Here is a 15,184-nt window from a genome sequence, read left to right on the forward strand (position 1 = left end):
ATTTCCGGCAATACCGGGAGAATTATTCAATGGGCAGAGAAGTGGTGTACTTAATCTGTTCCATCGAAAAACTGGAGGTGACGTCTGACAGTCCTGGAACGCTATTGACCAGACGTTTATAGAAATCGTCATACCGCTTCATGTCGGCAACCTGAACCCGCATCAGATAATCGTATTCCCCCGCCATCCGCCAGAAACCAAGCACTTCCGGCATCTCAGTGACGACAGTCACGAACCGACAGTACCATTCACTGCTGTGGTGCTGCGTTTTTATCAATACAAAAGCGGTTAATCCCAGACCCAGTTTTTCCGGGTCCAGCAGCGCGACCCTGCCAAGAAGAATACCGTCGTCTTCCAGGCGTTTAAGCCGCTTCCAGCAAGGCGTTGTCGTCAGATTAACGGCATCCGCCAGCGCCTGCAAAGAGAGGGTACAGTCCTGCTGCAATAAGGAAAGCAGTTTACGGTCAATTTTATCTAACATACCCATCCCGTAGAGAATATTTTTCTCCTTACATTGTAATTTAAAGGTCAAATAGCAACAATTTTTTCCGTGCTTTTCGCTAATCTGGGCACAAAATGATAAACGGATATTAATGATGGGTAGCAATTGGGTTAAAAATGCCATTAATGAAATTAACGCTGACCACCAGCGCTCGGCCGATACGCATCTTATTCGTCTGCCCCTGCCGGCATTTCCAGGTATTCAGTTTTACCTGAAAGATGAAAGCACGCATCCCACCGGTAGCCTCAAGCACCGCCTGGCGCGCTCGCTGTTCCTTTATGGGCTGTGCAATGGCTGGATTAAAGAAGGCACTCCAATTATTGAAGCGTCATCAGGCTCAACGGCGATTTCCGAAGCCTGGTTCGCGCGTTTACTGGGACTGCCGTTCATCGCCGTCATGCCCGCCTGTACCGCAAAACGTAAAATCGAACAGATTCAATTTTACGGCGGCCACTGTCATTTTGTGGAGAGCGCCTGCGAAATTTATGCCGCCTCCGAGCGGCTGGCGCATGAACTGAACGGTCACTATATGGACCAGTTTACCTACGCAGAACGGGCTACCGACTGGCGGGGCAACAATAATATTGCCGACAGTATTTTCAGACAGATGCGCAACGAACCCCATCCGGTACCGCGATTTATCGTTATGAGCGCCGGAACGGGCGGAACCTCTGCGACGATTGGGCGCTATATTCGCTGTCAGGGCTATGATACTCAGCTAATGGTGGTGGATCCGGAAAATTCCGTCTTTTTACCTTACTGGCAAGATCGCGACGCTTCATTACGCAGCCCGGTGGGCAGCAAAATTGAAGGGATTGGTCGCCCGCGGGTAGAGCCTTCTTTTATTCCGGATGTCGTTGATGAGATGCTGCGTGTGCCGGACGCCGCCAGCATTGCCACCGCACACTGGCTGGAAACGCAGCTAGGCCGTAAAGTCGGCGCCTCTACCGGCACGAATATGTGGGGAGCGCTGCAGCTTGCGGCCCGGATGCGCGAGGCCGGAGAAACCGGCGCTATCGTGACGTTATTGTGCGATAGCGGCGATCGTTATCTGGATACCTATTACCATCCGGCATGGGTTAGCGAACATATCGGCGACTTGACGCCGTGGTCAGCAGCCATCGCAAGATTACTTACCGTCGACTAAAAATTAAAAAAAAAGCCAGACTGAACGTCTGGCTTGCTGGAAGAGATCTCTCATTCGGGGGAATAAGGTAGATGCGGATTGTCCAGCCAATGTGTCAAAAAGTGTGCTACCGCTTGATTACCACAATGTCCGATGACCGACAAATGCGGCAGCGCGGCGATAAGTTGCGGCATGGCATTGCCCATAATGAGCCCCCGCCCGACGCTGCCCAGCATTTCCCGATCGTTCATCGCATCGCCAAACGCCATGCAATCTGCCAGTGAAAGCCCCAAATGGCCGCTCAATACCGCCAGTGCAGAGCCTTTATTACACCCCAGTGGTAACACTTCCAGGCAGTCGACGGCAGAAAAACAGAGGTGCGCGCGTTCTTCCAGCGCCTCATTGAGCTGAATGCGCAAGCGAATCAGATCTTCATGATCGCCGCAAAAACAGATCTTCGTCACCTGATGGGCCGGGATGCTTTTTACATCGATAACCTGATAACGAAAGCCGCTGTAGACATGCGCCTGGAGTAGCGCGGGGATCTCCTGGCCTGTAAACCAGCCGTTGTCATTAAAAACATGCATACTGGCCCGGGTATCCCAGGCATGGTGCATCACCGTATCGGCAACCTGAGGATCGAGATCCTGACGATGCAGCACGTCGCCTTCCAGCGAGTGAACTCGCGTCCCGTTACCGGTAATAAGATAAGCATCCAGTGAAAGCGTCCCCAGAATATGCCGCATTTCCAGAACATGACGACCCGTGGCAAATGTCAGGGTGATATCGCGTTCGCGCAGACGCGACAGCGTGGCGATCGTCTCTCTACCCAAATGGTGATCAGGCATTAATAACGTGCCATCCATATCAAATGCTGCCAGACGGGCCATCTCTTTCTCCACACTGTGACGCGGTTAACTTGTCATTCAGTATTACCTGAGATATACGGAAGTAATAGTGAACAGATAAAATGAAGTGTTCCGGGTTTCTATGAGGCTACTGAATCGGCTTAATCAATATCAACGCCTCTGGCAGCCTTCCGCCGGAGAAACACAACATGTCACCGTTAGCGAACTGGCTGAACGCTGTTTTTGTAGCGAGCGCCACCTGCGAACGCTGCTGCGTCAGGCCCAGCAGGCGGGTTGGCTAAAATGGGAAGCACAGTCCGGGCGCGGGAAACGTGGACGGCTACAGTTTCTGGTCACGCCGGAATCGCTCCGTACCGCCATGATGGAACAGGCGCTGGAAAAAGGGCAGCAGCTCAACGTACTGGAACTGGCGCAACTGGCACCTGGCGAATTACGGGCGATGCTCCAGCCTTTTATGGGCGGCCAATGGCAAAACGATACGCCGACATTGCGTATTCCCTACTATCGTCCGCTTGAACCGCTGCATTCGGGTTTCCTGCCAGGACGCGCGGAACAACATCTCGCAGGGCAAATTTTTTCCGGGTTAACGCGCTTCGACCGCGACAGCCAATATCCTTGCGGGGATTTGGCGCATCACTGGGAGGTTTCCGCCGACGGTTTACGCTGGGATTTTTATATTCGCTCCACGCTGCACTGGCATAATGGCGATACGGTGGACACCGCGCAGCTACACGAACGCCTGGAAAGGCTGCTTACCCTACCCGCGCTAAGCAAATTGTTTATTAGCGTCGCCCGTATCGAAATAACGCATCCTCAGTGCCTTACCTTTCTCCTTCACCGGCCTGATTACTGGCTGGCGCATCGTCTGGCCAGCTATTGTAGCGGTCTGGCACATCCTGACCTGCCGCTTATCGGCACCGGCCCTTTTCGCCTGACGTTGTTCACGCCGGAACTGGTACGTCTGGAAAGTCATGACCATTATCACCTTAACCATCCGCTGCTGAAAGCGATTGAATTCTGGATCACCCCGCAACTGTTTGCCCAGGATCTGGGCACCAGTTGCCGCCATCCGGTGCAGATCGCCATCGGCAAACCGGAAGAGCTGGCGACGCTGAGTCAGGTAAGTAGTGGTATCAGTCTGGGCTTTTGCTATTTAACTATCAAAAAGGGCTCACGGCTCAACGTACAACAGGCACGACGTCTGGTACATATTATCCATCATACTTCTCTGCTGAAAACATTGCCGGTAGATGAGAATTTGATTACGCCAAGTCAGGGGCTGCTACCCGGCTGGACAATCCCGCAATGGCAGGTTGTTGATGAAACGCCATTGCCTAAAAAACTCACCCTGGCGTACCACCTTCCCGTAGAGCTTCATACGATGGCGGAGCAGCTTCGACATTACCTTGCGACGCTCGGCTGTGAGTTAACGTTGATTTTTCATAACGCCAAAAACTGGGATGACTGCCCTGCGCTGGCGCAAGCGGATCTGATGATGGGCGACAGGCTGATCGGCGAAGCGCCGGAATATACGCTGGAGCAGTGGCTACGTTGCGATCAGATCTGGCCGCATGTCCTGGACGCGCCTGCGTTTTCCCATCTGCAGGCTACGCTTGACGCCCTGCAAATTCAGCCCAATGAAAAGGATCGCCGCACTGCCCTGCAACAAGTTTTTGCCAACCTGATGGATGACGCCACACTTACGCCGCTGTTTAATTATCACTATCGCATCAGCGCTCCACCTGGCGTTAACGGCGTTCGGCTCACCCCTCGCGGCTGGTTTGAATTTAGCGAAGCCTGGCTTCCGCCGCCTTCGCCGTGAAGAAGCTGGTCGGTATTATCCGCACGCGTTACCATATTGGTTTTCGTCATTTATCAGGATAACTATGAAACGCGCCGTTGTTGTATTTAGTGGAGGTCAGGACTCCACCACTTGTCTGGCGCAAGCGCGACATCAGTATGATGAAGTGCATTGTGTCACGTTTGATTATGGTCAGCGCCACCGCGCAGAGATTGATGTCGCACGCTCTCTGGCGTTAAAACTTGGCGCGCGCGCGCATAAGGTGCTGGATGTCACTTTGCTGAACGAACTGGCGGTCAACAGCCTGACGCGGGATAGCATTCCGGTGCCGGATTATGAACCGAACGCTGACGGCATCCCCAATACTTTCGTACCGGGACGCAATATTCTCTTTCTGACGCTGGCGGCGATTTACGCTTATCAGGTCAAAGCCGAGGCAGTGATCACCGGCGTTTGCGAAACCGATTTTTCCGGCTATCCAGACTGCCGCGATGAGTTCGTCAAGGCGCTGAATCACGCTGTGAATCTGGGCATGGCGAAAGATATCCGTTTCGAAACGCCCTTAATGTGGATTGATAAAGCTGAAACCTGGGCGCTGGCCGATTATTGGGGCAAACTGGATTTAGTTCGCGAAGAGACGCTGACCTGTTATAACGGCATCAAAGGCGACGGCTGTGGTCATTGTGCTGCCTGTAATCTGCGCGCCAACGGCCTGAATCATTATCTGGCGAATAAAGCGACGGTAATGGCGGCAATGAAGCAGAAAACCGGGTTAAGGTGATTGTTTTGCCGGATGGCGGTGCACGCACCTTATCCGGCCTGGCGACATTCACCGTGGTCAATATCGCCCGTAGGCCTGATAAGCGCAGCGCCATCAGGCTGCGAGGCGTTATTGCACCATCTGTTCCAGCTTTTCACGCAATTCGCCTTCCAGCGGCAGCGCTTTTTGCGTTTTTAAATCAATGCAGACAAATGTGATGAGCGCATCCGCCACCACCTGCCCTTCTGGCTCCAGCGTGATCGTCTGGCTTAATACGCCACTTTTACCGTTAAGCTGTTGTACCTGACTGGTAACGGTCAGTAGATCGCTCAATACCGCCGGGCGACGGTAATTTATATTGATGTTTACCACCACGAACGCAATATTGCGGGCCGTCATCCACTGAAAGCTGTCGCTGTTTTCCAGCCCATCCCAGCGGGCTTCTTCCAGAAACTCCAGATAGCGGGCATTATTAACATGCTGATAAACATCAAGATGATAACCACGAACTTTGATTTGTGTTTGCATAGCGCAATAACCTTACGTTGTTGTTATAAGTAAACGACAAGTACAGAGGCCATAACTGGTATGACCTCTACAGTCTGGCAAATTTTTGCCACTGTGCAAGTTATTACAATGTTAAAACTGCCAGATTACGCTCTACTAGCGCGCTTCCCATTCCCGGCACCTGCTTTAAATCATCCACCGTTTTAAAAGGACCATACTCCTCTCGATAGCTTACAATGGCCTGCGCTTTTTTCAGCCCAACACCGTTCATCACCCGCGCCAGATCCTCCGCTGACGCGGTATTAATGCTCACCCTGGTACCTTCATCATCGCTGGCTTTAGCAGGTAATGCCGCTTTGGTGGAGGATGAAGAAGGCGTATCCGCTTTTGTTTCCACCGCTGCGTTTTTTGCAACAGGCGTCGCCGCCAGCGCGCTATGGGTCATGCCCGCGCAGGTTAAAGAAAGCGTAATAAGCAGTGCTTTAATTCCGTGTTTCATGCTGTTTTCTCCTTGTTTGTTAACAGTGAAGCCACGATAGCGGGACGGAGAAAAACGAACAAACGGCAATTCTCAAAAATGGAAAAGGCCGCGAAAGCGGCCTTTGTGGGATACAACGTTTTGCAATTTTTTGCGAAGCGCCTCGACGATTACTGCTGTTCCAGAGCGTCGCCGATTTTGATTTTCGCCTCTTTACGCAGATTGCTCATCAGCGCCTCAAAGACAATTTGCGCATTGTTCTGCGTGATGCCCTGCACCATCGCTTTTTTCTGCGCTTCCGGCATGGAGCCCGCTTTCACCTCGTCAAACGCCAGCAGAACAACGTTACCCTGCATATCGTTCGCCACGCCATAGACTGGCTTATCTTTCGTCGGGAGGCTTAACGCAAAGGCCGCCTGACTCACCGGATCCTGACTGGTACGGCTTAACGTTTTAGGCTCGCCAAAGCTCAGCCCCGCCGCTTTCATCGCTTCCGCGCCTTTGCCCGCTTTCAGCTCGACCAGCAGTTTTTCTGCATCCAGCTTCGCCTGTTGTTCAGCTTTATTATGCTTCACCAGGGCAGTGACCTGTTCTTTCACCTCTGCCAACGGCTTCACGGCTTCAGGTTTATGCTCGCTCACGCGCACGACAAAAGCCCGGTCACCATCCACGGTGATAATGTCTGAATTCGGCCCCGGCGTACCGTTTTCGCCCACCAGACCGCCATTAAAGATAGCATCGGCTACCGGTTTGAAGTTCAGCTCTTCCGGCAAGTTGTCATGGCTAAACCAACCGGTTTCAACCGCTTTTACGCCAGCGGCCTGTTCAGCGCTTGCTAACGACTCATTGTCATTGCTTGCCGCATCGCTCACCTTCTGCTGTAACGCATAGTAAGCATCCAGCGCTTTCTCTTGTTTCACTTTCGCGGCAATGTCGTCGCGAACCTCGCTTAACGGTTTCACTTTGGCAGGCTGAATATCATCCAGACGCGCCACCAGAAAACCGACAGACGACTTAATCACGCCAGATATCTGGCCTTTCTCTTTCAAACCGGCATTTTTCAGTTCCGGCACCGTGGCAGACTCTTCCAGCCAGCCCATATCGCCGCCATTACGCGCAGAGATGATGTCGGTAGATTTCTCTTTCGCCAGCGTGGCGAAATCTTCGCCCTTGTTCAGCGCATCCAGTACCGCTTTCGCATCATCTTCCGTTTTGGTCTGAATAATGCTGTAACGATTACGCTCCGGCTGGGTAAACTGATCCAAATGCTGATCATAATAGGCCTGAATATCCGCATCGCTGACCGGCGCCTGCATCGTCGCAGCATCCAGCTTGATGTAGCTTACACGGAACTGTTCCGGCGTCATAAAGCGGGCTTTATTCTGATCGTAGTAGCTGGACACTTCCTGATCGGTCACCTGCTGCTTCGCCGCCAGCGCGTTGACATCAATAGCGGCTTCACGCACCACGCGCTGTTGAGAGACTAATGCCGCCAGCTCGTCGGTTTCCCCTTTCAGCATAAAATCAGTACCGGCCACGCCGTTGATCAGTTGCTGAGTGGTAAGCTGGTTACGCAGCGCCTGAGCATACTGATCGGCCGTCATTCCCATCTGATTCACAATCGCGTTATAGCGGTTGTTGTCAAACCGACCGTCCACCTGAAAAGCGGGAGTGGCGAAAATCGCCTGCTTTACCTGCTCATCGCTGATGCCCAGTTTCAGTTCACGGGAATATTGATCCAACAGCGCTTCATCTATCAGACGATTCAGCACCTGCTGGCGCAGACTTTTCATATAACCTTCGTTGGCCGCCAGTTCAGAATACCGGTCGCCCAACTGCTGCTGCATACGGTTACGTTCGTTGTTAAACGCATTCTCAAACTGTGCCCGGCTGATTTCCTGGCCATTCACTTTTGCGGCGTAGTTATTGCTTCCGCCAATCAGGTAACCACTAACGCCGGTCAAAATGAACGACACGATAATGATAACGAAAATAATCTTGAGCACGAGACTGTTTGCAGCCGTGCGTAAGCTGTCCATCATGGTGTAACCACACTCCGCTGTAGGTGACTTTACACTTTATCTTTCAGGCGGCTTCTCTGCAGACTACCGAGTGATTCGCTCAGTTGCCGCGTCGACGCAACTTGAATGATTTGCGTATATATATTTCACGCGCATCGCATTTTCTGAACGCAGCGCGCAAAAGCCTATTGTGACAAGAAACGAGGGCAATTGTCAGCCCGCAACGCGCAGAAAGTCCCGAATAACCAATAAAAAAGGCACATCAGTTGATGCGCCCTTGTACTTTGTCACATCCCCCGAGGGGATCACGCTTAGTTTACCGCGTCTTTCAGCGCTTTACCTGCACGGAAACTCGGCACTTTTGCAGCGGCGATGGTGATCTCTTTACCTGTTTGCGGGTTGCGACCAGTACGGGCAGCACGCTCTTTAACAGCAAAAGTACCAAAACCTACCAGTGCAACGTCATCCCCTTCTTTCAGAGATTCGGTAACAGAAGCAATAATCGCATCTAACGCACGTCCAGCCGCAGCCTTAGAGATATCAGCCCCTGCAGCAATTTTTTCGATCAGTTGAGATTTATTCACTCTTCTCTTCCTCTTTATAATTTATATCGCACTTGAATCCTTCGAAGTACGACCGCGCAGCAGTTATATCAGGCCTGCCACGCCCTTACAACACCCGTTAATGGTGGCAGACCCAATCAACCATCTAAATTAGCTATACAAAAAAAGGCTGGCAAGTCCGAAATAGCCTGCCAGCCCTGTTTTTATTAGCGCTATTTGCGCGAGGTCACTATTTTGCGGTTACAACCTGCATTCCAGACGGTTCGTTTTGCAGAGCAAGCGTCAGAACTTCCTCAATACGCTTCACCGGATGAATATCCAGATCGGCAATTACGTTGTCCGGAATTTCCTCCAGATCACGTTTATTTTCGAATGGAATTAAGACCGTTTTAATCCCGCCGCGATGCGCCGCCAACAGTTTTTCTTTCAGGCCGCCGATCGGCAATACCTGACCACGCAGCGTGATCTCACCGGTCATTGCCACATCTGCGCGCACCGGATTACCGGTCAGGCAGGAAACCAGCGCGGTACACATAGCGATACCGGCGCTTGGACCGTCTTTCGGCGTTGCGCCTTCCGGCACGTGAACGTGGATGTCGCGTTTTTCGTAAAAGTCCGGATTAATACCCAGTTTTTCTGCGCGCGCGCGCACCACGGTCAGCGCCGCCTGAATGGATTCCTGCATCACTTCACCGAGCGAGCCGGTATAAGTCAACTTGCCCTTGCCCGGTACGCAGGCGGTTTCGATGGTCAGCAAATCGCCGCCCACTTCCGTCCACGCTAGCCCCGTCACCTGACCTACGCGGTTTTCGCTATCCGCCCGGCCATAATCAAAGCGCTGCACACCGAGGTAGTCGTGCAGGTTATCGCCATTGATCACAATGTTTTTTAATGACTTATCCAACAGCAGTTGCTTAACGGCCTTGCGGCACAGTTTGGAGATTTCGCGCTCCAGACTACGTACGCCCGCTTCACGCGTGTAATAGCGGATAATGCCAATAATCGCGCTATCGTCGACCGTCAGTTCGCCTTTCTTCAGCGCGTTACGCTCGATCTGCTTCGGCAGCAGGTGGCGTTTAGCAATATTCAGCTTCTCGTCTTCGGTATAACCGGACAGGCGGATCACTTCCATACGATCCAGCAACGGCGCCGGAATGTTCATGGAGTTGGAGGTGGCGACGAACATCACATCGCTGAGATCGTAATCCACTTCCAGGTAATGATCGCTGAAAGCCACGTTCTGCTCCGGGTCCAGTACTTCAAGCAGCGCTGACGCCGGATCGCCACGCATATCCGAGGACATTTTGTCGATCTCATCGAGCAGGAATAGCGGGTTTTTAACCCCCACTTTGGCCATTTTTTGGATCAGTTTACCCGGCATAGAGCCAATGTAAGTCCGGCGGTGACCGCGGATTTCCGCTTCATCACGCACGCCGCCCAGCGCCATACGGATATATTTACGCCCTGTCGCTTTGGCGATGGACTGACCCAACGAGGTTTTACCTACCCCTGGCGGCCCCACCAGGCACAGGATCGGCCCCTTGATTTTATTTACACGGCTTTGTACCGCGAGATACTCAAGGATACGGTCTTTAACGCGCTCCAGACCATAATGGTCGGTATCAAGGATTTCCTGCGCCTGACGCAGGTCTTTTTTGACCTTGCTACGCGCATTCCACGGCACCTGCACCATCCAGTCGATGTAGCCGCGCACCACGGTCGCTTCCGCCGACATCGGAGACATCATTTTCAGCTTCTGCAGTTCCGCTTCTGCTTTCTCTTTCGCCTCTTTCGGCATTTTCGCCGCGTCGATCTTACGCTTCAGCGCTTCGTTTTCGTCCGGCGCGTCATCCATCTCGCCGAGTTCTTTCTGAATCGCTTTCATTTGCTCGTTCAGATAGTACTCGCGCTGGGATTTCTCCATCTGCTTTTTCACGCGGTTGCGAATGCGTTTCTCAACTTGCAGCAGATCGATTTCAGATTCCATCATCGCCATCAGATATTCCAGACGTTCGTTAACGTCGGACATCTCCAGTACGGACTGTTTATCCGCCAGCTTCAGCGGCATATGCGCGGCGATGGTGTCAGCCAGACGTGCAGGGTCGTCAATGCTATTGAGCGACGTCAGCACTTCCGGCGGGATTTTTTTGTTCAGCTTGATGTAGCCTTCGAACTGGCTGATAGCGGTACGCACCAGCACTTCTTGTTCACGCTCATCAATGGCTGGTGAATCAAGGTACTCCGCCTTCGCGGAGAAATGTTCGCCATTGTCAGACAGCGCGGAAATGCGCGCGCGCTGTAACCCCTCGACCAGCACTTTTACGGTGCCGTCAGGCAGTTTCAGCATCTGCAAAATAGAGGCCACGGTCCCGACGGTGAAAAGATCGTTTACACCCGGCTCATCCGTTGATGCTTCCTTCTGGGCGACCAGCATGATTTTTTTATCATGGTCCATAGCCGCTTCCAGACAACGGATAGATTTTTCCCGCCCTACAAATAAGGGTATGACCATGTGCGGATAAACCACCACATCGCGCAATGGCAATACGGGGATTTCAATGCGTTCAGAACGCTCAGGATTCATAGAGCTCTCTCTTAGTTTAGTGTCCGCCAGGTAATCAGATAGTATAGCTGTGCTCCATACCACCTTTAACATGTACGTCAGTATATGGGGATGTTTCCCACACATTCAACGGCGTGTTTACAGGAAAAACGAAAGGGGAGATAAAATCCCCCCTTTTTTGGCTAACTGATTGTATGAATGTTTAATTATTCGCCAGAAGCCTGCGCTTCCGGTTTGCCGTAAATCAGCAACGGCTTACTCTGACCGTCAATAACAGACTCGTCGATCACCACTTTTTCGACGTCTTCCATAGATGGCAGATCGTACATGGTATCCAGCAGCGCCGCTTCGACGATAGAACGCAGACCTCGGGCGCCGGTTTTACGCGCCATCGCTTTCCTGGCGATAGCGTCCAACGCTTCGTCACGGAATTCCAGATCGACGCCTTCCAGGTTAAACAACGCCTGATACTGCTTGGTCAGCGCATTTTTCGGCTCCTTCAGGATTTGAATCAGCGCTTCTTCGCTCAGTTCGTTCAGCGTCGCCACCACCGGTAGACGACCGATAAACTCAGGAATCAGACCAAATTTGATCAAATCTTCCGGTTCAACCTGCGACAACAGCTCGCCTTCGCTGGCTTTGTCGGACTTCGCTTTCACCGTCGCGCCAAAACCAATGCCGGAGCCGGTTTCAACACGGTTAGCGATCACTTTATCCAGACCGGCAAACGCGCCGCCGCAGATAAACAGAATCTTAGAGGTATCTACCTGTAAGAACTCCTGCTGCGGATGTTTGCGACCGCCCTGCGGTGGAACCGCGGCGACGGTGCCTTCGATCAGTTTCAGCAACGCCTGCTGTACGCCTTCGCCGGAAACATCGCGGGTAATGGACGGATTGTCTGACTTACGCGAAATCTTGTCGATTTCATCAATGTAGACAATCCCGCGCTGCGCTTTTTGCACGTCGTAGTCGCATTTCTGCAACAGTTTCTGAATGATATTCTCGACGTCTTCACCCACGTAACCCGCTTCGGTCAGCGTGGTAGCATCCGCCATAGTGAACGGCACATCCAGCAAACGCGCCAGCGTTTCCGCCAGCAGCGTTTTACCGGAACCGGTCGGTCCAATCAGCAGAATGTTGCTTTTGCCTAACTCGACGCCATTGCTGGTATCGCCATTACGCAGACGCTTGTAGTGGTTATAGACCGCCACCGCCAGCACTTTTTTCGCCTGCTCCTGACCGATAACGTAATCGTCCAGGTGGGTGCGAATTTCATGCGGCGTCGGCAGCGCACTGCGTTCACGGTGCGGAGCAACTTCTTTAATTTCTTCGCGAATAATGTCGTTACATAAATCGACGCATTCGTCGCAGATATACATGGATGGACCGGCAATCAGCTTGCGCACTTCATGCTGGCTTTTGCCGCAAAAAGAGCAGTACAACAATTTGCCCGAGCCATCTTTGCGTTTATCTGTCATGAGTCAAAACCTCTTCTTTGTTCTTTGTGCCGCACACGACGACGCAAATGCCATTCTCAGGCGCAAGCCGCTAATCAGCGTTGTGCCGCCTTTACCTATTATAGCGGCACACTTGCGTCCAGGGCATCAATTACGATGGGTCAAAATTGAGTCAACCAAACCGTACTCTACCGCTTCAGGCGCGGAGAGGAAGCGATCGCGCTCAGTATCACGCTCAATCTGCTCAAGAGATTGACCCGTATGGTGCGCCATAAGTTCATTCATGCGCCCTTTTACTTTCAGAATTTCACGGGCGTGAATTTCAATATCCGTCGCCTGGCCCTGGTAACCGCCCAGCGGCTGGTGGATCATGACGCGAGAGTTCGGCAAGCAGAAACGTTTGCCTTTCGCCCCGGCAGTCAGCAGAAACGCCCCCATAGAGGCCGCCTGTCCCATACAAATGGTGCTGACGTCTGGCTTAATAAACTGCATGGTGTCATAGATAGACATCCCCGCAGTAATTACGCCGCCAGGAGAATTAATGTACAGATAGATATCTTTTTCCGGGTTTTCCGCTTCCAGAAACAGCATCTGCGCCACAATCAGATTAGCCATATGGTCTTCGACCTGGCCGGTCAGAAATATGACGCGTTCCTTTAGTAGACGAGAATAGATATCAAAAGAGCGCTCACCGCGTGAGGTCTGTTCAATGACCATCGGCACCAGCGCCATATGAGGGGCAAAATTATCTCGTTCTCCGCTGTATGACATTTCCGTCTCCTGGATAAAAATTGAAAAAACCTGCTGTACTGATTGTAACCTGATGGACGGATTATCAGCCAGTCCCTCTGTAATGGGTACGGCATCGCCATAATTCAAGCATAACAATCTTTTGCTCTAACGCTAACACTGAAACGCGGTTTTCGCACCCTTACCATGCAAAATGCGTGACAAAAAAAACCCGTCACTGGAAGGTGACGGGTTTTTGTGCGAATTTCGTACTTTTAACGCGGCGAATTACGCCTGCTGATTCATCAGCTCATTGAAGGAAGTGGCTTTTTCAGTCACTTTCGCTTTCGCCAGAACCGCTTCAACAGCCTGTTCTTCCAGAGCGACGTTACGCATATTGTCCATCAGCTCTTTATTTTTGCTGTAGAACTCGATCACTTCTTTCGGATCTTCGTAAGCAGACGCCATCTCTTCGATCAGGCCTTTAACGCGTTCTTCGTCCGCTTTCAGCTCGTTGGTACGAATGACTTCGCCCAGCAGCAGACCAACAACAACGCGACGCTTAGCCTGTTCTTCGAACAGTTCGCGCGGCAGCTCCAGAGCCTGTTTCTCGTTGCCACCGAAACGTTGAGCAGCCTGACGGCGCAGGACGTCGATTTCGCTGTCGATCAGCGCAGCCGGAACGTCGATGTCATTCGCTTTTACCAGACCGTCAATCGCCTGAGACTTAACGCGGTTACGCACGGCGCCTTTCAGCTCGCGCTCCATGTTTTTACGCACTTCAGCACGCAGACCCGCAACGGAACCATCTTCAACGCCGAAACGTTTGATGAATTCTTCGGTCAGCTCCGGCAGTTCGCGCTCTTCAACTTTTTTCAGGTTGATGACAAATTTAGCGGCTTTACCTTTCAGGTTTTCAGCGTGGTACTCTTCCGGGAAAGTTACGTCGATGGTGAACTCTTCGCCGGCTTTGTGGCCTTTGACGCCGTCTTCAAAGCCCGGAATCATACGGCCCTGGCCCATCGCCAGAACGAAATCGTTCGCTTTACCGCCTTCGAACTCTTCGCCGTCTACAGAGCCGGTGAAGTCGATGGTCACGCGGTCTTCCGCATCAGCAGCGCCGTCTTTTTCTTTCCAGGTCGCCTGCTGCTTACGCAGGGTGTCCAGCATTACATCAACGTCAGCATCGGTGACTTCAACAACCGGTTTTTCAACTTCAATGGACTCCAGACCGGTCAGCTCAACCTCCGGATAGACTTCAAACTCGACGGAGTAAGTAAAGTCTTCACCCACTTTGTATTCGCCCGGAACATAGTTCGGCGCGCCTGCCGGGTTAATTTTTTCTTTGATGATCGCGTCAACGAAGTTGCGGCTCATCAGATCGCCCAGCACGTCCTGGCGAACAGAAGCGCCATAACGCTGAGCGACGATATTCATCGGTACTTTGCCTTTACGGAAGCCGTCAATACGTACTTTTTTCGCTACGTTGACCAGCTCGCTTTTTACAGCGGTCTCGATGCTGTCAGCAGCGATTGTAATCGTTACACGGCGGCCAAGGCCCTGAGTGGTTTCAACTGAAACTTGCATCTTGTTACCTCAAAAAATCACAGTGCTCGGTCAACTCTACTCCGCAAGCACGTGCTATTTGCTTCGCGGAACCGGGATGTTCTCATAATCAATCACATTCCCTGTTGTCAGAATCATCCCGAAGACGTTCATATATAAGACGGCGCATTATAGCGGCATCACTTTTGTGAGTCGAGAACGGTGATTGCGCGATGCTGCGGCGGTTTTCACAATTCCCGGCT

13 protein-coding genes are annotated in these 15,184 nt (G+C 52.1%); 3 read left to right on the plus strand and 10 right to left on the minus strand.

Annotated features, from left to right (window positions below; genetic code table 11):
* Positions 1 to 22 precede the first annotated feature (22 nt).
* On the minus strand, positions 23 to 481 hold the full coding sequence (gene decR / locus ACE15A_RS16685) for a DNA-binding transcriptional regulator DecR (protein ID WP_023246692.1): 459 nt from the start codon (positions 479 to 481) through the stop codon (positions 23 to 25).
* Between the two features lie 112 nt (positions 482 to 593).
* Here decR and cdsH point away from each other — a divergent pair, with 112 nt between their 5' ends.
* Positions 594 to 1,649 (plus strand): cysteine desulfhydrase, encoded by a 1,056-nt coding sequence (gene cdsH, locus ACE15A_RS16690; RefSeq protein ID WP_072158679.1) that lies wholly within the window; start codon positions 594 to 596, stop codon positions 1,647 to 1,649.
* Between the two features lie 50 nt (positions 1,650 to 1,699).
* Here cdsH and cof read toward each other — a convergent pair whose 3' ends face one another.
* Positions 1,700 to 2,518, minus strand: a complete 819-nt coding sequence (gene cof / locus ACE15A_RS16695) for an HMP-PP phosphatase (protein WP_053508545.1) — start codon at positions 2,516 to 2,518, stop codon at positions 1,700 to 1,702.
* 100 nt (positions 2,519 to 2,618) lie between these two features.
* Here cof and ACE15A_RS16700 point away from each other — a divergent pair, with 100 nt between their 5' ends.
* Both ACE15A_RS16700 and queC read left to right on the plus strand, forming a co-directional pair.
* Entirely contained in the window at positions 2,619 to 4,319 is a 1,701-nt protein-coding gene (locus ACE15A_RS16700) for an SgrR family transcriptional regulator (RefSeq protein WP_053508547.1), read from the plus strand.
* 64 nt (positions 4,320 to 4,383) lie between these two features.
* Entirely contained in the window at positions 4,384 to 5,079 is a 696-nt protein-coding gene (gene queC / locus ACE15A_RS16705; RefSeq protein ID WP_053508549.1) for a 7-cyano-7-deazaguanine synthase QueC, read from the plus strand.
* 108 nt (positions 5,080 to 5,187) lie between these two features.
* On the opposite strand, the gene fadM is transcribed toward queC, so the two are convergent.
* The 8 genes from fadM to tig all read right to left on the minus strand — a co-directional run bounded on the left by fadM (position 5,188) and on the right by tig (position 14,963).
* Positions 5,188 to 5,586: a long-chain acyl-CoA thioesterase FadM gene (fadM, locus tag ACE15A_RS16710; RefSeq protein ID WP_001194543.1), complete on the minus strand. Its 399-nt coding sequence runs from the start codon at positions 5,584 to 5,586 to the stop codon at positions 5,188 to 5,190.
* A 103-nt stretch (positions 5,587 to 5,689) separates the two neighbouring features.
* Positions 5,690 to 6,064 carry a helix-hairpin-helix domain-containing protein gene (locus ACE15A_RS16715; protein ID WP_023246687.1) on the minus strand — a complete coding sequence of 125 codons (375 nt, stop codon included), beginning with the start codon at positions 6,062 to 6,064 and terminating at the stop codon, positions 5,690 to 5,692.
* 149 nt (positions 6,065 to 6,213) lie between these two features.
* Positions 6,214 to 8,085 carry a peptidylprolyl isomerase gene (gene ppiD, locus ACE15A_RS16720; RefSeq protein ID WP_053529239.1) on the minus strand — a complete coding sequence of 624 codons (1,872 nt, stop codon included), beginning with the start codon at positions 8,083 to 8,085 and terminating at the stop codon, positions 6,214 to 6,216.
* Between the two features lie 290 nt (positions 8,086 to 8,375).
* The gene (hupB, locus tag ACE15A_RS16725; protein WP_001043544.1) at positions 8,376 to 8,648 is read right to left on the minus strand and encodes a nucleoid-associated protein HU-beta; all 273 of its coding nucleotides are present in this window, start codon (positions 8,646 to 8,648) and stop codon (positions 8,376 to 8,378) included.
* Positions 8,649 to 8,856: 208 nt separating this feature from the next.
* Entirely contained in the window at positions 8,857 to 11,211 is a 2,355-nt protein-coding gene (gene lon / locus ACE15A_RS16730; protein ID WP_001067727.1) for an endopeptidase La, read from the minus strand.
* A 185-nt stretch (positions 11,212 to 11,396) separates the two neighbouring features.
* Positions 11,397 to 12,668, minus strand: coding sequence for an ATP-dependent protease ATP-binding subunit ClpX (gene clpX, locus ACE15A_RS16735; RefSeq protein ID WP_053508553.1), 1,272 nt, complete (start codon positions 12,666 to 12,668; stop codon positions 11,397 to 11,399).
* 126 nt (positions 12,669 to 12,794) lie between these two features.
* The gene (gene clpP, locus ACE15A_RS16740; protein WP_000122251.1) at positions 12,795 to 13,418 is read right to left on the minus strand and encodes an ATP-dependent Clp endopeptidase proteolytic subunit ClpP; all 624 of its coding nucleotides are present in this window, start codon (positions 13,416 to 13,418) and stop codon (positions 12,795 to 12,797) included.
* A 246-nt stretch (positions 13,419 to 13,664) separates the two neighbouring features.
* Positions 13,665 to 14,963 (minus strand): trigger factor, encoded by a 1,299-nt coding sequence (gene tig / locus ACE15A_RS16745; protein WP_023246685.1) that lies wholly within the window; start codon positions 14,961 to 14,963, stop codon positions 13,665 to 13,667.
* Positions 14,964 to 15,184 lie beyond the last annotated feature (221 nt).

This window comes from Salmonella sp. HY31 (assembly GCF_042604575.1).
GTDB lineage: Bacteria > Pseudomonadota > Gammaproteobacteria > Enterobacterales > Enterobacteriaceae > Salmonella > Salmonella diarizonae.